The organism is Microbacterium marinilacus, from assembly GCF_019753765.1.
GTDB lineage: Bacteria > Actinomycetota > Actinomycetes > Actinomycetales > Microbacteriaceae > Microbacterium > Microbacterium marinilacus.
The window spans coordinates 112954-131326 of record NZ_JAIJZW010000004.1 but is presented as its reverse complement, the minus strand read 5'-3'; the positions used below and the strand labels follow the sequence as shown (position 1 = coordinate 131326).

General features: G+C 71.0%; 15 protein-coding genes. 7 read left to right on the top strand and 8 right to left on the bottom strand.

What is annotated here, in order from left to right:
- The first annotated feature begins 109 nt into the window (after positions 1-109).
- Positions 110-766: a pentapeptide repeat-containing protein gene (locus K5S26_RS08365; RefSeq protein ID WP_221857528.1), complete on the top strand. Its 657-nt coding sequence runs from the start codon at positions 110-112 to the stop codon at positions 764-766.
- Between the two features lie 11 nt (positions 767-777).
- On the opposite strand, the gene K5S26_RS08360 is transcribed toward K5S26_RS08365, so the two are convergent.
- From K5S26_RS08360 to K5S26_RS08345, 4 genes are all read right to left on the bottom strand, one after another.
- Positions 778-1302 carry a GNAT family N-acetyltransferase gene (locus K5S26_RS08360; protein WP_221857527.1) on the bottom strand — a complete coding sequence of 175 codons (525 nt, stop codon included), beginning with the start codon at positions 1300-1302 and terminating at the stop codon, positions 778-780.
- Positions 1299-2012: a VOC family protein gene (locus K5S26_RS08355; RefSeq protein WP_221857526.1), complete on the bottom strand. Its 714-nt coding sequence runs from the start codon at positions 2010-2012 to the stop codon at positions 1299-1301. The genes K5S26_RS08360 and K5S26_RS08355 overlap by 4 nt, the downstream gene beginning before the upstream one ends.
- On the bottom strand, positions 2009-2164 hold the full coding sequence (locus tag K5S26_RS08350; protein WP_221857525.1) for a ribbon-helix-helix protein, CopG family: 156 nt from the start codon (positions 2162-2164) through the stop codon (positions 2009-2011). The genes K5S26_RS08355 and K5S26_RS08350 overlap by 4 nt, the downstream gene beginning before the upstream one ends.
- 184 nt (positions 2165-2348) lie before the next feature.
- Positions 2349-3152 carry an endonuclease domain-containing protein gene (locus K5S26_RS08345; protein WP_308122844.1) on the bottom strand — a complete coding sequence of 268 codons (804 nt, stop codon included), beginning with the start codon at positions 3150-3152 and terminating at the stop codon, positions 2349-2351.
- Between the two features lie 365 nt (positions 3153-3517).
- Between K5S26_RS08345 and valS the strand changes: the two genes are divergently transcribed.
- From valS to K5S26_RS08330, 3 genes are read left to right on the top strand one after another with little or no spacing between them, the layout of a single operon-like run.
- Positions 3518-6082, top strand: a complete 2565-nt coding sequence (valS, locus tag K5S26_RS08340) for a valine--tRNA ligase (protein ID WP_221857523.1) — start codon at positions 3518-3520, stop codon at positions 6080-6082.
- Positions 6082-6324 carry a hypothetical protein gene (locus K5S26_RS08335; protein WP_221857748.1) on the top strand — a complete coding sequence of 81 codons (243 nt, stop codon included), beginning with the start codon at positions 6082-6084 and terminating at the stop codon, positions 6322-6324. The genes valS and K5S26_RS08335 overlap by 1 nt, the downstream gene beginning before the upstream one ends.
- Before the next feature lie 53 nt (positions 6325-6377).
- The gene (locus K5S26_RS08330) at positions 6378-8438 is read left to right on the top strand and encodes a M3 family metallopeptidase (RefSeq protein WP_221857522.1); all 2061 of its coding nucleotides are present in this window, start codon (positions 6378-6380) and stop codon (positions 8436-8438) included.
- Positions 8439-8459: 21 nt separating this feature from the next.
- Here the strand turns inward: K5S26_RS08330 and K5S26_RS08325 are convergent, their stop codons facing one another.
- From K5S26_RS08325 to K5S26_RS08310, 4 genes are all read right to left on the bottom strand, one after another.
- On the bottom strand, positions 8460-9206 hold the full coding sequence (locus K5S26_RS08325) for a hypothetical protein (protein WP_221857521.1): 747 nt from the start codon (positions 9204-9206) through the stop codon (positions 8460-8462).
- 31 nt (positions 9207-9237) lie between these two features.
- On the bottom strand, positions 9238-10509 hold the full coding sequence (gene clpX, locus K5S26_RS08320) for an ATP-dependent Clp protease ATP-binding subunit ClpX (RefSeq protein ID WP_221857520.1): 1272 nt from the start codon (positions 10507-10509) through the stop codon (positions 9238-9240).
- 167 nt (positions 10510-10676) lie between these two features.
- Positions 10677-11348, bottom strand: a complete 672-nt coding sequence (locus tag K5S26_RS08315; protein WP_221857519.1) for an ATP-dependent Clp protease proteolytic subunit — start codon at positions 11346-11348, stop codon at positions 10677-10679.
- Between the two features lie 23 nt (positions 11349-11371).
- Complete coding sequence (locus K5S26_RS08310) at positions 11372-11965, bottom strand: ATP-dependent Clp protease proteolytic subunit (RefSeq protein ID WP_221857518.1); 594 nt, start codon at positions 11963-11965, stop codon at positions 11372-11374.
- A 213-nt stretch (positions 11966-12178) separates the two neighbouring features.
- On the opposite strand from K5S26_RS08310, the gene glgX reads away from it, so the two are divergent.
- The 3 genes from glgX to treZ are packed head-to-tail and all read left to right on the top strand — an operon-like array spanning position 12179 to position 18368.
- Positions 12179-14353 carry a glycogen debranching protein GlgX gene (gene glgX / locus K5S26_RS08305; RefSeq protein ID WP_221857517.1) on the top strand — a complete coding sequence of 725 codons (2175 nt, stop codon included), beginning with the start codon at positions 12179-12181 and terminating at the stop codon, positions 14351-14353.
- A complete protein-coding gene (treY, locus tag K5S26_RS08300) occupies positions 14350-16668 on the top strand; it encodes a malto-oligosyltrehalose synthase (RefSeq protein ID WP_221857516.1) in 2319 nt (772 codons plus the stop codon). The genes glgX and treY overlap by 4 nt, the downstream gene beginning before the upstream one ends.
- A complete protein-coding gene (treZ, locus tag K5S26_RS08295) occupies positions 16668-18368 on the top strand; it encodes a malto-oligosyltrehalose trehalohydrolase (protein WP_221857515.1) in 1701 nt (566 codons plus the stop codon). Before treY ends, treZ begins: the two co-directional genes overlap by 1 nt.
- Positions 18369-18373 lie beyond the last annotated feature (5 nt).

Sequence of the window (18373 nt, the reverse complement as noted above, 5' to 3'; positions counted from 1 at the left end):
GTTCTACTGAGGCCGAGACCTGTTCTTCCGCGAGCTCCCCGGTGATGTCCGGATCGATGCCGTTCCCTCGATTCTACGGGCTGTCGGGGGCCGGGGATACCGTCGGGGCATGGCCCGTCCTCGTCAGCGTCCCGTCGCGCCCCGCGTCTCCCCGCCCGATCTGCCGTCCCACCTGGAGCAGGTGTCGCCGCGCCGCCATGGGGATGAGCATCGGGCGCGGTTCACGGCGCTCGCCGGAGCCGTCGACCTCGCGCACTCGGCGCTCGAGGAGTGCCTCTTCGAGGAGTCCGCGGTCGATGGCCTCGACCTCACGGGCGCCACGCTGATCGACGTCGACGTGCGCGACCTCCGCGCCGCATCGGTCTCCGCCCGCGACACGACCATCCGCCGCATGCGCGTCTTCGGCGGACGGCTCGGCACCCTCGACCTCAGCGGCGCGCGGATCGCCGAGCTCGAGCTGCGGGACGTCCGGATCGACTACCTCACCCTCGGCGGCGCGCGCGGCGAGGACATCCTGGTCGCCGACTGCGCGATCCGCTCCCTCGACGTGCCACAGGCGACGCTCACGCGCGTCGCGTTCGACGGGGTGTCGGCGTCCGAGGTCGACCCGCGGGGCCTGCGGGCCGCGGACGTCGACATGCGCGGGCTCGACGCCGAGTCCTTCCTCGACGTCGCGAGCCTGCGCGGCGTCACGCTCACGTCCGCGCAGGTGGAGCGCCTGGCCCCGGCGTTCGCCGCGGCCGCCGGGATCGACGTGCAGGGGTGAGAGGGATCGGCTCAGGGCGAGAGCGTGTAGACGACCTCGTCGTGGACGACGCCGCCGATGCGCCGCGCGCCCGGGAGCACGTGCGATTCGGAGAGTCCCAGACGAAGCGCGACGCGGCGACTGCGCTCATTGCCGGTCACGGTGCGGACCTCGATCCGGGTGATCCCGTCGGCGGCCAGCGAGCGGACGAGCGCCCGGCACGCGCGGCCGACGAGGCCCTGCCCCTCCGCGGCCGCGTCGACCCAGTAGCCGAGCGAGGCGCGTCCCCCGGCCGGGTCGACCGTGGCGCCCACCGAACCCACGATGACCCCGTGACGGCTGAGGAGCGCCGGCAGCGCGGCGCCCCGCGCGAACTCGGTCAGCTGCCGACGGGTCCACGACGCGACGCTCTCCCTCGTCTGCTCCGCCTGCGCCCACTCCTCCCACCGGCGGAGGCGACCCAGGTTCGCGAGGGTGAGCTCGTACGCCTCGTCCACCGTGTCGAGAGTGCGCAGCACCAGGGATGCGCCGTCGCCGAGATCGTGCGCGAACCTCATGTCTCGCGGTCGTAGCCGTACAGGTCGTCCTGCACGCCGTTGATCCAGATCTCTTCGCCGCCGTCCGGATCCGGGATGCGGATCGTGCGGCCGTAGGACTCGTCGATGACGGCGGCGTCGAAGCCGGCGGCGCGCACACGCCGGGCGAGGGCGTCGAGGTCGCCGGCGGCGAGGAACGACAGCCCGATCGAGGGCGCGTCGGCCATGTCGGCGGTCGCGACGGCGTGCAGGCCGACGGCGCCGCCGCCCGGCGCGGCGAGGTCGACCCAGCCGCCCCGATCGCCGACGATCTGCGCGCGGAGCCCGAGCGCCTCGAGGAGGCGGCGCGGCTCGTCGAGGTCGTGCGCGAACCAGATCGGCTGCATGGCGAGGTCGCCCCGCGGCGCCCGGACGCCGGCCGAGACGGTGACAGCGACCCCGTCGACCGCCGCGATGCGAAGGACGGCGCCGACGTCCGCCATCTCCTCGCGAGCCGTGTCGAACGCGGCGACGGCCTCCGCTGCCGCATCCAGGTCGGCGGCCAGCACGTGGAGGTCGACTGCTCCCGCCGGACGATCGGGCGTCGCACGATGGATCGCGAGCACGCCGTCGCCTTCGAACTCCGCCCACTCCGGCGTCGGCCGGTACGGCGGGGTCAGGCCGAGCGCCCCCGCCAGCGCATGCCACCGCTCCGGATGATCCGTGTAGCGGATCTGCTGGACCGTCGTCATCGCCCATCCCCCTCGATCTCGGCGCGCAGCACCCGTTCGACCAGCGCCGACAGGCTCGTGCCCTCGTCGATCGCCCGGTGCTTCACCTCGCGCACCAGCTCCCTGGGCAGATACACGTTGAACTGCACCTTCGCGTCGTCAGATGCTTGCATGCTAGCAACATAGCGCCAGTGCAGGAGCCGAGCAAGAGGGTCTTCCGCGCCTCTCCGAGGAGATGCACCGGATCGAGGGCGGATGCCGAGATTCGGCCCTCGACTCTGCGCATCCCCGCGACGCGGCGAGGAACATCCTCCATCCGGCAACAGCACCGAGGAGCGGATGCACGCCGTCCGCTGATCAGGCCCGCCGCGAGGCGGGAGCGAGGTGGAGACCCTGCGCGATGGCACGAAGGATCAGTTCCTGCGCCTTCTCCCAGTGGTTCATCACCTGGTCGTAGCTCATGCGCATCACGTGGTAGCCCATCAGGCGCAGCCGGGCGTCGTGCTCGATGTCGGCGTCGCGCTGCGCGCCCACATGATGCCCTCCGTCGATCTGCAGCACCAGACGCTCGCCGATCAGCACATCGACCGGGCGTCCGGCGATCACCACCTGCGGGACCACCGACACGTCCAGCCATCGAAGCCGATGACAGACGATCGACTCGGTGCCGGCATCCGCGAAGGGACGCGCGAGCGCGAGGACGTCCCGCGCCCGCGCGGGCAGCGAGTACCCGGCCATCTCCTGAACCTCGATGAGCCTCTTCCTCATCGCCGACTCCCACACCGCGACCGCCTGCTCGCGCGGCTGGCAGCTCGCGACGAGAGCGAGGACGTTCTGGATCGGGTCGACGAGCGCGCCGGGTCGGCGCGGCACGATCGGCTTGGCCCAGTGCACGTGCCCGCTGTTCGATGCGACGGCACCCGAGTGTGCGGGAGCCGCCACGTGGTGCTGTGCGGACCTCGGCACCCACAGCCCGAGGCGTGCCGCCTGCGTCACGCACGTGATGACGACGCCGACGCGCGCCGCAGCCACCAGCATCGGGTCGGCGTTCGGCAAGGCCACCCAACCGTTGCGAGGACGGATCAGCAGCCCCAGGGCGACCGCTCCGTCGATCGCGCGCCGACCCGAGCCTGCGTCGCGCAGATCGGCGACGCGCACCACGCCACCGCGCCTGCGCACCTCTTCGAGGACATCCAGGGCTCCACGATCCCGCCGCCGCACAGCCGCGCGATCATCGAGCGCGCAAGGGCGAGAACCGGCGCCGCCGGGGGCTGTGGACGACCCTCCGCACCGCGCGCATCCGAGGGCCCCGCACGCACCGCAGCGGACAAGCGCACGATCGAGGGCCGCTCCGTGCCCGTCGTCCTCATTCCCGCGCATCTCAGCGACCGTGCGCACAGTGTCCTCGGTCCTGCGCACGAGCAAGGACATGCGCGGGTTTCGCGCGCGAACCGAACGGTAGACTCGATGCGCACCGCGACACTCAGGCACGCACACACCGTGCCGCATATAGCGAGGAGATCCCCATGGCAGCCATCCCCGACAAGCCCGCACTCGAGGGCCTCGAAGACAAGTGGGGCTCCTCCTGGGAGCAGCAGGGCACGTATCTGTTCGACCGCGACGCGGCCAAGGCTGCGGGGCGCGCAGGGGTCTACTCGGTGGACACTCCCCCGCCCACGGCGTCGGGCTCCCTGCACATCGGCCACGTCTTCTCCTACACGCACACCGACGTGAAGGCGCGCTTCGAGCGCATGCGCGGCAAGACCGTCTTCTACCCGATCGGATGGGACGACAACGGGCTGCCCACCGAGCGGCGCGTGCAGAACTACTACGGCGTGCGCTGCGACCCGCAGCGCGCCTACGACCCCGACTTCACCCCGCCGTTCGAGGGCAACGCGAAGAGCCTCAAGGCCGCCGACCAGATCCCCGTCAGCCGCCGCAACTTCATCGAGCTGTGCGAGAGGCTCACCGTCGAGGACGAGAAGACGTTCGAGGAGCTGTGGCGCGACCTCGGCCTCTCCGTCGACTGGACGCAGACCTACCGCACCATCTCGGACGAGACCATCCGCACCAGCCAGCTCGCGTTCCTGCGCTCGGCAGACCGCGGCGAGGCGTACCGCGCTCTGGCGCCGACGCTGTGGGACGTGGACTTCCGCAGCGCGATCGCGCAGGCCGAGCTCGAGGACCGCGAGCAGCAGGCCTCGTACCACCGCGTCGCCTTCGCCAAGACCGACGGCACGGGCGACATCGAGATCATGACCACCCGTCCCGAGCTGCTCGCCGCGTGCGTGGCCCTTGTGGCGCACCCGGACGACGAGCGCTACCAGCCGTACTTCGGCAAGACCGTGACCACGCCCGTGTTCGGCGTCGAGGTGCCCGTCCTCGCCCATCCCCTCGCGCAGCAGGACAAGGGCTCCGGCATCGCGATGGTCTGCACCTTCGGCGACGTGACCGACATGATCTGGTGGCGCGAGCTGGACCTCCCGATCCGGACGATCATCGGCCTCGACGGTCGCGTGGTCGCCGAGGCGCCGGACGCGATCGCCTCGGACGACGGCAAGGCGGCGTACGCCGAGCTCGTCGGCCTGACCGTCTTCAGCGCGAAGAAGAAGATGGTCGAGCTGCTGGAGTCCTCGGGGCGTCTGCTCGAGGTGGGCAAGCCGTTCATGCACCCCGTGAAGTTCTTCGAGAAGGGCGACCGCCCCCTCGAGATCGTCTCGACCCGCCAGTGGTACCTGACGAACGGTGCCCGCGACGAGAGCCTCAAGGAGCGGCTGCTCGAGCTCGGCCGCCAGATCGAGTGGCACCCCGAGTTCATGCGCGTGCGCTACGAGAACTGGGTGAACGGCCTCTCCGGCGACTGGCTCGTGTCGCGGCAGCGCTTCTTCGGCGTGCCGATCCCGGTCTGGTACGTCCTCGACGAGAACGGCGAGCAGGGCGACGTCATCTTCGCCGACGCCGCGCGGCTGCCGGTGGACCCGTCCACCGACGCGCCCGCGGGCTACACCGAGGACCAGCGCGGCGTGCCGGGCGGCTTCGTCGGCGAGACCGACGTGCTCGACACCTGGGCCACCTCGTCCCTGACACCGCAGATCGTCGGCGGCTGGCAGCGGGACGAGGAGCTGTGGCACCTCGTGGCGCCGTTCGACGTGCGCCCGCAGGGCCAGGACATCATCCGCACCTGGCTGTTCTCGACGCTGCTGCGCAGCGCGCTCGAGGACGACCGCGCGCCGTGGTCGAACGCCTCCATCTCGGGCTTCATCGTCGACCCGGATCGCAAGAAGATGTCGAAGTCGAAGGGCAACGTCGTCACGCCCGCCGACATCCTCGCCAAGCACGGCTCCGACGCCGTGCGCTACTGGGCCGCATCGAGCCGACTGGGCACGGACGCCGCCTTCGACCCGCAGAACCCGACCCAGATCAAGATCGGCCGACGTCTCGCCATCAAGGTGCTCAACGCCGCGAAGTTCGTGCTCGGCTTCACCGTGCCCGACGGCGCCGAGGTGACGGACCCGCTCGACCGTTCGATGCTCGCGACGCTCGACCGGGTGGTCGCCGACGCCACGAAGGCGCTCGAGGCCTACGACCACGCGCGCGCTCTCGAAGTGACCGAGTCGTTCTTCTGGACGTTCTGCGACGACTACCTCGAGCTCGTCAAGGAGCGCGCGTACGACCAGGACAACCCCGGCCAGGCCTCCGCCGCGCTCGCCCTGCGGAGCGCACTCGAGACCCTGGTGCGCCTGTTCGCCCCCGTCCTCGCCTTCGCGGCCGAGGAGACGTGGTCGTGGTTCCGTGAGGGCTCGGTGCACACCGCGCAGTGGCCCGTCCCGTCGGGCATCGACGGCGACGCCGCAGTGCTCACGGCGGCGAGCGAGGCCTTGATCGGCATCCGCCGCGCCAAGACGGAGGCCAAGGCCTCGCAGAAGACGCCGGTCGCGTTCGCCGCGATCGCCGCGCCGCCGCAGACCGCCCAGGCACTGCGACTGGCCGCCGCGGACCTCAAGGCCGTGGGACGCATCGCGGAGCTCGAGATCGCCGAGGGCGACGCGTTCGCCGTCGCGCGCATCGACCTCGCGGAGGTGGACGCGTGATGCAGCTCGGAACGCGCTGGACGGCGGGCGCGCAGCCGCCCGCCTCCGTCCCCGCCGGGCTCCGGGAGACGATCGCCCGGGTCGAGGCCGACCTGCCGGAGGGACCGAAGCCGGGCTGGACCCTGACCTGGCTGGAGGGCCGGCCGATCGCCGAGCTCGACACGGGCGTCACGGTGACGCTCGCGGCAGACGGAGGAGCCGTCGTCGGCCACGTCGACGGGATGGACGACCACGAGCGCTGACCGGACGCACCGGCCCCGCGGAGTCGAGGCGGTCGCTCGCTAGGGTGAGGCACATGACCGTGGCGCCCGAGTTCAACCCGCTGCTCGCTCCCTCGCCGCTGCCCTACGGCGTGCCCGACTACGCGGCGATCGGTCCCGAGCACTACCTGCCGGCGTTCGAGGCCGCCTTCGCCGAGCACCGCGCGGAGGTCGCGGCGATCGCGGGACAGGACGAGCCGCCCACCTTCGACAACACGATGCTCGCTCTCGAGAGCGCGGGCGCGCTGCTGCAACGGGTCGCGCTGACCTTCTATGCCGTGAGCTCGGCGGACGCGACGGATGCGATCCAGCGGATCGACGAGCAGGTGGCGCCGCTCATGGCTGCGCACACCGATGCCATCGAGCTCGACGCCCGCCTCTACGAGCGCGTGCGATCACTGCACGATCGACTGGATCGGCTCGACCTGGGGCCGGAGGAGCGGCATCTCGTTCGCCGCCGGTTCCGCGAGATGACGCACGCCGGTGCGGCGTTGGATGAGGACGCGAAGCGGCGTCTCACCGACCTGAACCAGCGTCTGTCGTCCCTGACCACGCAGTTCGAGAAGAACCTGCTCGCCGACACCAACGCGCTCGCGGTGGTGTTCGACGACCCCGGCGAGCTCGACGGCCTCACGAGCGGCGAGCTCTCGGCGGCGGCCGAGGCGGCCGCGGCACGCGGCCTCGACGGCAGGCTGCTGGTGACGCTCACCCTCTTCTCGGGACACCCGTATCTCGCGCAGCTGACGCGCCGCGACTCGCGGGAGCACATCATGACGGCGTCGCTCTCGCGCGGCGGCCGAGGCGATGCGCACGACAATCGCGGGGTGCTGCTCGACATCGTGCGGCTGCGCGCGGAGCGGGCGGAGCTGCTCGGATACGTCTCGCACGCCGCGTACGTGACCGCCGACCAGACCGCTGGGAGACCCGAGGCCGTCCGGTCGCTGCTGCGCGAGCTCGCGCCGCCCGCCGCCCGCAACGCACGCGCCGAGAAGGGCGCCCTGCAGCGGCTCGCCGACGCGTCCGAGCCCGGCCCGACGCCTCTCGTCGCGCAAGACTGGGCCTTCTGGGCCGAGCGGGAACGCACGGAGCGGTTCGACGTCGACACCGCCGCGCTGCGGCCGTGGTTCGAGGCGGAGCGAGTGCTCCGCGAGGGGGTCTTCCGGACGGCCACGCTGCTGTACGGCATCGCGTTCCGGGAGCGCGCCGACATCGTCGCCTACCATCCCGATGCCCGCGTGTTCGAGGTCTTCGACGAGGACGGCACCGCCCTCGGTCTGTACGTCCTCGACCTCTACACCCGCGACTCGAAACGTGGCGGGGCCTGGATGAACTCCCTCGTCACCCAGTCGCGGCTGCGCGGCACCCGCCCCGTCGTCGTCAACAACCTGAACGTGCCGAGACCAGCGGCAGGCGAGCCCACTCTGCTGACACTGGATCAGGTGACGACGCTCTTCCACGAGTTCGGCCATGCGCTCCACGGTCTGTTCGCGACGGTGACGTTCCCGCACTTCGCGGGTACCGCGGTGCACCGCGACTTCGTCGAGTTCCCGAGCCAGGTCAACGAGATGTGGCTCCTGTGGCCGGAGGTGCTCGCGGCGTACGCGGTTCACCACGAGACCGGCGAGCCCCTGCCGGCCGACGTCGTCGAGCGCCTCCGCGCGAGCGAGGCGTTCGGGCAGGGCTTCGCGACCAGCGAGTACCTCGCCGCGGCGTGGCTCGATCAGGCCTGGCACGGCCTGTCGCTCGCCGAGGCGCAACGGGTCACCGACGTCGCCGCCTTCGAGGCGGCGGCTCTCGCAGACATCGGCCTCGACGACCCGGCCATCCCCCCGCGCTACTCGTCGACCTACTTCGCGCACGTCTTCTCGGGAGGGTATAGCGCCGGCTATTACTCGTACATCTGGGCGGAGGTGCTCGATGCGGACGCCGTCGAGTGGTTCCGCGACAACGGCGGTCTGACCCGCGCGAACGGCGACCGTTTCCGGCAGCGACTGCTCGGCGTGGGCGGCTCGAAGGACCCGCTCGAGGCGTACCGCGACTTCCGCGGCCGCGACGCGCGCATCGCCCCTCTGCTCACGCGCCGCGGGCTGGAGTGACGGCGGCCGCGCACCGCGTGGTCAGTGGAACGGGGCGGCGTCGTCGCCCGCGTGCGGCTCGTCTCGCGCAGGCGGAGCGGGGAACGCCCGGTGGAGGGCCGCCACGACGACCTCGTCTCGTGCCCCGGCGGCGTCGATCCGCGACAGCAGCGCAGGGGGCAGGTCGACCACGACTCGAGTCGCGTGGTCCGGGCGCTCCCTCAGGATCGCGCCGATGACGGGCGAGACGATCGTCCCCAGCACGCAGAGGATCACGACCACCCAGAGCGTTCGCAGGTACCCATCGCCCGGCGACATGTCGTCGACGACGATCGGTAGGCCGCCCAGGAACGCGTAACCGGCGATGGTCACGAGCGTCGCCAGGACGACCGTGCGGACTGCCGGGTGCGGACGCGCGAGGAACCGCGAGATCAGAGCGGCGTGCGCCAGCGCGACCGACAGCAGAGCCGAGACCCAGAGGGACCGCCAGGTGCCGTCCCACCGATACGCGTCCGGCGCCCAAATGAGGACGACTCCGAGGAAGAACGCGACCACGGCGACCGGGAGCCCCGCGATCCCGATCCACTGAAGCGGGCGCCCGAACGTGACGAGGTCGCAGAGCACCAGCACGCCGAGTGCGCCGAGCATCGCCGTGGTGCCCATCACCTTGAACTCGAGCTCGCCGCCCGCACCGGTGAGGATGACGGTGATCCCGATCACCGCCGCGACAGACAACGATCCCACGATCGCCCAGATCGCGACACGACGGAAGAGCTTCAGGCCGTCCATTCGTCGGTGCTGAGGCGCTCGGACGACCGGGCTAGGCGCTCTTCTTCTTCTGGGCCAGCACGAGCGTGGGCTCGCCGCCCTCGTCGACGGCCGCGCGGGTGACGATCACCTTGTCGACGTCCTCGGCCGACGGGATCTCGAACATGATCGGGCCGAGCACGTCCTCGAGGATCGCGCGCAGGCCTCGCGCACCCGTCTTGCGGGCGACGGCGAGGTCGGCGATCGCGCGGAGCGCGCCGTCCTCGAACTCGAGCTGCACGCCGTCGAGCTCGAACATCCGCTGGTACTGCTTCACCAGCGCGTTGCGCGGGACCGTGAGGATCTCCATGAGCGCGTCCTGGTCGAGCGGCTGCACCGACGCGATCACGGGCAGGCGGCCGATGAACTCGGGGATCAGCCCGAACTTGTGCAGATCCTCCGGCAGCACCTCGCTGAACAGCGCACTGTCGTCGCCCTTGTCGTGCAGCGGCGCGCCGAAACCGACGCCGTGCTTGCCCACGCGCGAGGAGATGATGTCCTCCAGGCCCGCGAACGCGCCCGCGACGATGAACAGCACGTTCGTCGTGTCGATCTGGATGAACTCCTGATGCGGGTGCTTGCGGCCGCCCTGCGGGGGCACGGAGGCGACGGTGCCCTCGAGGATCTTCAGCAGAGCCTGCTGCACGCCCTCGCCGGAGACGTCGCGGGTGATCGACGGGTTCTCCGCCTTGCGAGCGATCTTGTCGACCTCGTCGATGTAGATGATGCCCGTCTCGGCGCGCTTCACGTCGAAGTCGGCGGCCTGCAGCAGCTTCAGCAGGATGTTCTCGACGTCCTCGCCGACATAGCCCGCCTCGGTGAGGGCGGTGGCGTCGGCGACCGCGAAGGGCACGTTCAGGCGCTTCGCGAGCGTCTGCGCGAGGTAGGTCTTGCCGCAGCCCGTGGGACCGAGCATCAGGATGTTGCTCTTGGCGACCTCGACGTCCTCGGCCTTCTGGTCGGCCGGCTTGAGCTCGCCGCGCGCACGCACGCGCTTGTAGTGGTTGTAGACCGCGACCGCCAGAGCACGCTTGGCCGGGTCCTGCCCCACCACGTACTCCTCGAGGAACTGGAAGATCTCGCGAGGCTTCGGCAGATCGAACTCGGCGACCTCGCCGGCGCCGGCGGACTCCGCCATGCGCTCCTCGATGATCTCGTTGCACAGCTCGACGCATTCGTCGCAGATGTACACGCCGGGTCCGGCGATCAGCTGCTGCACCTGCTTCTGGCTCTTTCCGCAGAAGGAGCACTTGAACAGGTCGGCACTCTCACCGATGCGAGCCATGCGTGTGTCCTCCTCGGGCTTTCCGTTCGAGTCCCATCGAGCCTAACCGCTGCGGCCGACACCGGGACGGCGGCACACGCCGGTTTCGGTGACAGTCAGGTCACAGGGCCGTGACCCGGACGTGCGGATGCCCCGGGCACGAGCCCGGGGCATCCTTTCCGTCCGCGCTACTTCGTGAGCTGCTGCGGCTGGCGCTTGCGGGTCGTGAGCACCTGGTCGACCAGGCCGTACTCGACCGCCTCGGCGCCACCGAGGATCTTGTCGCGGTCGATGTCCTTGTGGACCTCCTCGACCGACTTGTTGGAGTGCTTGGAGAGCGTCTCCTCGAGCCACGTGCGCATGCGCAGGATCTCGGCCGCCTGGATCTCGATGTCCGAGGCCTGGCCGTGACCCGCCTCGCCGACCGCCGGCTGGTGGATCAGCACACGGGCGTTCGGGAGGGCGAGGCGCTTGCCCGGCGCGCCGGCTGCGAGCAGCACGGCGGCGGCCGAGGCCGCCTGGCCGAGCACCACCGTCTGGATCTGGGGCGAGATGTACTGCATCGTGTCGTAGATCGCCGTCATCGCCGTGAACGAGCCGCCCGGCGAGTTGATGTACATGATGATGTCGCGATCCGGGTCCTGGCTCTCGAGCACGAGCAGCTGGGCCATGACGTCGTCCGCCGACGCGTCGTCGACCTGCACGCCGAGGAAGATCACGCGGTCCTCGAACAGCTTGTTGTACGGGTCCTGGCGCTTGTAGCCGTAGGCCGTGCGCTCCTCGAACTGCGGCAGGATGTAGCGGCTGCCGGGCATCTGCAGGCCCTGGGGCGAGGTGGCGCCGGTGTAGGGGGTGTGCATCTTCGTACGTCCTTCTCTGGGGCTCAGTTCGCGGAGCGGTCGGTGCCGCCGCCGCCGGCGACGTCGGCCGCGTGCTCACGGATGTGGTCGACGAAGCCGTACTGCAGGGCCTCCTCGGCGGAGAACCAGCGGTCGCGGTCGCCGTCCTCGTTGATCTGCTCGACGGACTTGCCGGTCTGCGCGGCGGTGATCTCGGCGAGACGGCGCTTCATGTCGAGGATCAGCTGCGCCTGCGTCTGGATGTCGCTGGAGGTGCCGCCGAAGCCGCCGTGCGGCTGGTGCAGCAGCACACGGGCGTTCGGCGTGATGTAGCGCTTGCCCTTCGTGCCGCTGGTGAGCAGCAGCTGGCCCATCGAGGCCGCCATGCCGATGCCGACGGTGACGATGTCGTTCGGCACGAACTGCATGGTGTCGTAGATGGCCATGCCGGCCGTGATCGACCCGCCGGGCGAGTTGATGTAGAGGTAGATGTCCTTCTCGGAGTCCTCGGCGGCGAGCAACAGGATCTTGGCGCAGATCTCGTTCGCGTTCTCGTCGCGCACCTCCGAGCCAAGCCAGATGATGCGGTCCTTGAGCAGCCTGTCGAAGGCACTCTGTGCCATCAGCGGTTCGGGCATTCTCACTCCATTCGGTGCGGCGTCGATACGACCCTACCGGCGGCGTATCCGGCCCCCGGGCGTTGTTCGCCGTGGGCATACGCTCGCGGCCCGGACCCCCTCCCGTAACCTGCGCGCACCCGGATCGGCAAGCCCTTTCGCGCCGGAGGCGCGGCGGGTTACGTTCACCCCAGCGAGCTGTCCCGGCTCCCCTCTCGAGAACGGCAGGAACACATGGAGACGTGGCCCGGACGGCCCTACCCCCTCGGCGCGACCTACGACGGCGACGGCACGAACTTCGCGCTCTTCAGCGAGGTCGCCACGTCGGTCGAGCTCTGCCTCTTCGACGACGCGGGCAACGAGACGAAGGTCGAGCTCCTGGAGGTCGACGCCAACGTGTGGCACGCGTATCTTCCCGACGTCGGCCCGGGCCAGCAGTACGGCTACCGCGTCCATGGCCCCTTCGATCCCGCGGCCGGGCACCGGTGCGACCCGAGCAAGCTCCTGGTCGACCCGTACGCCAAGGCCCTCTCGGGCGGCATCGACTGGGACCCGTCGCTGTTCGACCACCACTTCGACGACCCGGACGTGCGCAACGAGGACGACTCCGCCGCGCACACCATCCGGTCGGTCGTCATCAACCCGTACTTCGACTGGCGCGGCGACCGTCGGCCGAACACGCCGTACAGCCGGACGTTCATCTACGAGGCCCATGTGAAGGGTCTCACCGAGCTGCACCCCGAGATCCCCGAGGAGCAGCGCGGCACGTATGCGGGTGTCGCCCACCCCGCCGTCGTGGCGCACCTCAAGCGCCTCGGCGTGACCGCCATCGAGCTCATGCCGGTGCACCAGTTCATCCACGACTCGGTGCTGCTCGAGAAGGGACTCCGCAACTACTGGGGCTACAACACGCTCGGATTCCTGGCGCCCCACAACGAGTACTCCTCCAGCGGCGACCGCGGCGAGCAGGTGCAGGAGTTCAAGGCGATGGTCCGCGCGCTGCACGCCGCCGGCATCGAGGTCATCCTCGACGTGGTCTACAACCACACCGCCGAGGGCAACCACCTAGGCCCCACGCTGTCGTTCAAGGGCATCGACAACGCCGCGTACTACCGGCTCGTCGAAGACGACCAGCGCTTCTACATGGACTACACGGGCACCGGCAACACGCTCAACGTCCGCAACCCGCACTCGCTGCAGCTCATCCTCGACTCGCTGCGCTACTGGGTGACCGAGATGCACGTCGACGGCTTCCGCTTCGACCTGGCGGCCGCACTGGCGCGCGAGTTCTACGAGGTCGACAGGCTGTCGAGCTTCTTCGAGCTCGTGCAGCAGGACCCGGTGGTGTCGCAGGTGAAGCTGATCGCCGAGCCGTGGGACGTGGGGCCGGGCGGCTACCAGGTCGGCAACTTCCCGCCGCAGTGGACCGAGTGGAACGGCAAGTTCCGCGACACCGTGCGCGACTTCTGGCGCGGTGAGCCGGCGACGCTCGGCGAGTTCGCCTCGCGTTTCACCGGATCCGCCGACCTGTACGAGAACTCGGCCCGACGGCCGTTCGCGTCGATCAACTTCGTCACGGCCCACGACGGGTTCACGCTGCGCGACCTCGTCTCCTACAACGAGAAGCACAACGACGCCAACGGCGAGGACGGCCGCGACGGCGAGTCGCACAACCGCTCCTACAACCTCGGCGCCGAGGGGCCGACCGACGACCCGGAGATCCTCGAGCTGCGCGCGCGGCAGCAGCGCAACCTCATCACGACCCTGGTGCTGTCGCAGGGCGTGCCGATGCTCCTGCACGGAGACGAGCTGGGGCGCACGCAGGACGGCAACAACAACGGCTACGCGCAGGACTCGCCGCTCACCTGGGTGCACTGGGACGACGCCGACGACCCGCTCATCGAGTTCACCGCCCGCGTCTCGCGGCTGCGGCGGGACCACCCGACGTTCCGGCGCTGGGTCTTCTTCGACGGCCGGACGGTGCGCCGCGGAGAGGGCGACCCGCTGCCTGACATCGTCTGGCTGACGCCCGACGGCTCCCCGATGGACGACGGCGACTGGCAGACCAGCTATGCCCGCACGCTCGGCATCTTCCTCAACGGACAGGGGATCCGCGAGAGAGGCCCGCGCGGCGAGCGGATCGTCGACCGCAACTTCCTGCTGTTCTTCAACGCGCACAGCGAGCCGGTGGACGTCGTGCTGCCGTCGGACGAGTTCGCCGGCGCCTGGGAGGTCGTCCTCAACACCGCGGACGGCGCCGACCCTGCGCCGCACGAGGCGGGCTCGACCGTCGCGGTGGAGTCCAGGTCGATCCTCGTTCTGCGCGAGTGGCAGGAGCAGGAGGCCGACATCGAGTGGTCGCCCGCGGCCTCGGTGCGACGGATGATCGAGCGCGGCGGAGCGGCATGACCGGCCGCGTGCCCCGCACGACGTACCGGCTGCAGATCCGCCGCGAGTTCGACCTCGACGCCGCGACGGAGCAGCTCGACTACCTCAAGGCGCTCGGCGTCGACACGGTGTACCTCTCGCCCCTGCTGGCCAGCGAGCCCGGCTCGAACCACGGCTACGACGTGGTCGACCATTCCCTCGTCGATCCCGACCGCGGCGGCGCCGAGGGCCTGGCGCGGTTCTCGACGGCGGCGCGGGCGGCGGGCCTCGGCGTGCTCGCCGACATCGTGCCGAACCACGTGGGCGTCGAGACGCCGCGCCTGAACCCCTGGTGGTGGGACGTGCTCGCGAACGGCCGCTCCTCCCGCTTCGCCGATTCCTTCGACATCGACTGGGACGCGGGCGGCGGCCGGATCCGGATCCCCGTCCTCGGCGACGAGGACGCCGCGCGCGACGACCTCGGGCTGCGTGTCGAGGACGGCGAGCTGCGCTACTACGAGCACGCCTTCCCCCTCGCTCCGGGGACCGCGGACGACGGCGCCTCCCCCGCCGTCGTGCACGACCGGCAGCATTACGAGCTGATCGGGTGGCGTCGGGGCGACGGCGAGCTGAACTACCGGCGCTTCTTCGCGGTGTCGAGCCTCGCCGCCGTGCGCGTGGAGGACCCGGCCGTCTTCGACGCGAGTCATGCGGAGATCCTCCGCTGGCTGGACGAGGGACTCGTCGACGGGCTCCGCATCGACCATCCCGACGGGCTGACCGACCCCGGCGGCTACCTCGCCCGCCTGGCCGAGGCCACGGGCGGCGCCTACGTGCTGGTCGAGAAGATCCTGGAGCCCGGCGAGCCGCTCCCCGCGCACTGGGCCACCGCCGGCACGACGGGGTACGACGCCCTCGGCGACATCGACCGCGTCCTCGTCGACCCTGCCGGGCGCACCGCGCTCGACGACCTCGAGGCCGAGCTGCGCGCCGACTCGCCGCAGCACGGACCGCCCGACTGGGCGCAGATGGTGCTCGACGGCAAGCGGGCGGTCGCGGACGGTCTGCTGCAGGCCGAGGTGAGGCGACTCGCCCGGCTCGTGCCCGAGGTGGAGGGCGCGGAGGACGCGCTCGCGGAGCTGCTCGCCTGCTTCCCCGTGTACCGGTCGTATCTGCCGGCGCGCATCGCGCACCTGCACGAGGCCGCCCACCTGGCGACGTCCCGGCGTCACGATCTCGCGGGCGCCGTCGAGCGTCTGCTCCCCCGGCTCTCCGATCCGGACGATCCCGCTGCCGTCCGCTTCCAGCAGACGTCCGGCGCCGTCATGGCGAAGGGCGTGGAGGACACGGCGTTCTACCGGCACGGGCGGCTGGTGTCGCTCAACGAGGTCGGCGGCGATCCGTCGGAGTTCGCCGTCGACGTGGCCGAGTTCCATCGCCGGCAGCAGGCTCGCCTCGCGTCGTGGCCGCTGTCGATGACCACGCTGTCGACGCACGACACGAAGCGCGGCGAGGACACTCGCGCGCGCATCGACGCGCTGGCCGAGGTGCCGGGGCTGTGGCGCAGCACCCTGCACACCCTCCGCTCGCGCGTGCCGCTCGGCGACGGGCCGTTCGAGTCGCTGCTGTGGCAGTCGCTCCTCGGCGCCTGGCCGCTGTCGCGCGAGCGCGCCCATGCCTACGCTGAGAAGGCGTCGCGGGAGGCGGGCACCCGGACCACCTGGGCCGCGCCCGACGAGGGGTTCGAACGCTCTCTCCACGCCCTGGTGGACGCGGCGTTCGACGACGAGGTCGCCCGCACGGCCCTCGAGGAGTGCGTCGGGTTCGTGCAGGCCGCGGGATGGTCCAACTCGCTGTCCGCTAAGCTGCTGCAGCTGGCGGCGCCCGGCGTCCCCGACGTCTATCAGGGCTCCGAGCTCTGGAACCGCTCGCTGGTCGATCCGGACAACCGCCTGCCCGTCGACTATGAAGAGCGCCGGTCGGTGCTCCGTCGCATCGACGACGGCGCGCTGCCTCCGGTCGACGAGACCGCGGCGGCCAAGCTGCTCGTCACCTCACGAGTGCTGCGCGCGCGCCGCGATCGCCCCGAGCTCTTCACCCGCTACGCCGGGCTGGACGTCGTCGGGCCGGCCGCGGACCACGCCGTCGCCTTCGACAGGGGCGGCGCGGTCGCCATCGCCACGCGCCTGCCGCTCGGGCTCGAACGCCGGGGCGGCTGGGGCGACGCGCAGGTGCTCGTGCCCCCCGGGCGCTACGTCGACGCGATCACCGGCCGCGCGGTGGAGGGGGACGCGATCGCGCTCGCTGACACACTGGACCGCTACCCCGTCGCGCTGCTGCTGAGAGAGGACGTCTGATGGGCTTCGAGGTCTGGGCCCCGCTGCCCGCTTCCGTGCGGCTGCTGGTCGACGGCGAGACGCACGAGATGACCCGCGACGAGGGCGGCTGGTGGCGGGCGGACACCGAGCCGCAGCCCGGACAGCGGTACGGCTACCTTTTGGACGACCGGAGCGATCCGGTGCCCGACCCCCGCTCGCTGCGCCAGCCCGAGGGCGTGCACGCCCTCAGCCAGGTGCAGGACCGCGCGTTCGAGTGGACCGACGACCGCTGGACCGGCCGCCAGCTCGCGGGCTCGGTCATCTACGAGCTGCACGTCGGCACGTTCACGCCGGCGGGGACGCTCGACTCCGCCATCGAACGCCTCCCGCACCTCGTGGAGCTCGGCGTCGACCTCGTCGAGCTGCTGCCCGTGAACTCGTTCAACGGCACCTGGAACTGGGGATACGACGGAGTGCTGTGGTACGCCGTCGACGAGTCGTACGGCGGGCCGGACGCGTATCGGCGGTTCGTCGACGCCTGCCACGCCGCGGGTCTCGGCGTGATTCAGGACGTGGTCTACAACCACCTCGGCCCGAGCGGCAACTACCTGCCGCTCTTCGCGCCGTACCTGCACGAGGACAGCGCGAACACGTGGGGATCGTCCCTCGACCTGGGGCGGCCGGAGGTGCGTGCCCACATCCTGGAGAACGCGCTGATGTGGCTGGACGACTTCCACGTCGACGGGCTGAGGCTCGACGCCGTGCACGCGCTGGTCGACGACTCCCCCACCCACCTGCTGCAGGAGCTGGCGGAGAGGGTGGACGGGCTGAGCGCCCACCTCCGCCGCCCGCTGACGCTCATCGCCGAGTCCGACATGAACGACCCGCGGCTGATCACGCCCCGCGAGGGCGGCGGGTACGGCCTGCACGCGCAGTGGAGCGACGACTACCACCACGCCGTCCATGTGGCGCTGACGGGCGAGACCGCCGGCTACTACGCCGACTTCGCCTCCCTCGAGGCGCTCGCGAAGACCGCCACGCGCGGGTTCTTCCACGACGGCACCTGGTCGTCCTTCCGCGGGCGGGAGCACGGGCGCCCGGTGCCGTCCGAGACGCCGACCTGGCGGCTCGTCGCGTACGCGCAGGACCACGACCAGATCGGCAACCGCGCGACGGGCGACCGGCTGTCCCAGACGCTCGACGACGATCTCCTGGCCGTCGCCGCGGTGCTCGCGCTCACCGGGCCGTTCACGCCCATGCTGTTCATGGGCGAGGAGTGGGGCGCGTCGACACCCTGGCAGTTCTTCACCGCCCACCCCGAGCCCGAGCTCGGCGCGGCCACCGCGGAGGGCCGGATCGCCGAGTTCGAGCGGATGGGCTGGGACCCGTCGGTCGTGCCCGATCCGCAGGACCCGGAGACGTTCCGCCGGTCCAAGCTCGACTGGGACGAGCCGTACGGCGGCGAGTCGCGGCACTCGCGGCTGCTGGACCTGCATCGCGACCTGATCGCGTTGCGGCGCCGGGAGCCGGAGCTCACCGACCCCCGCTTCGACCGGCTGTCGGCGGAGTGGAGCGACGATCCGCGCTGGATCCGCATCCGGCGGGGAGCGCTCGAGATCGTCGTGAACCTCGCCGACGTGCCGCTGCCGATCGACTCGCCGCGTGAGGTGCTGTTCGCCTCGCGGCCGTTCGGAGACGACGGCGTCCCGCCCCGTTCGGCGGCCGTCATCCGCCCGTGAGCGTC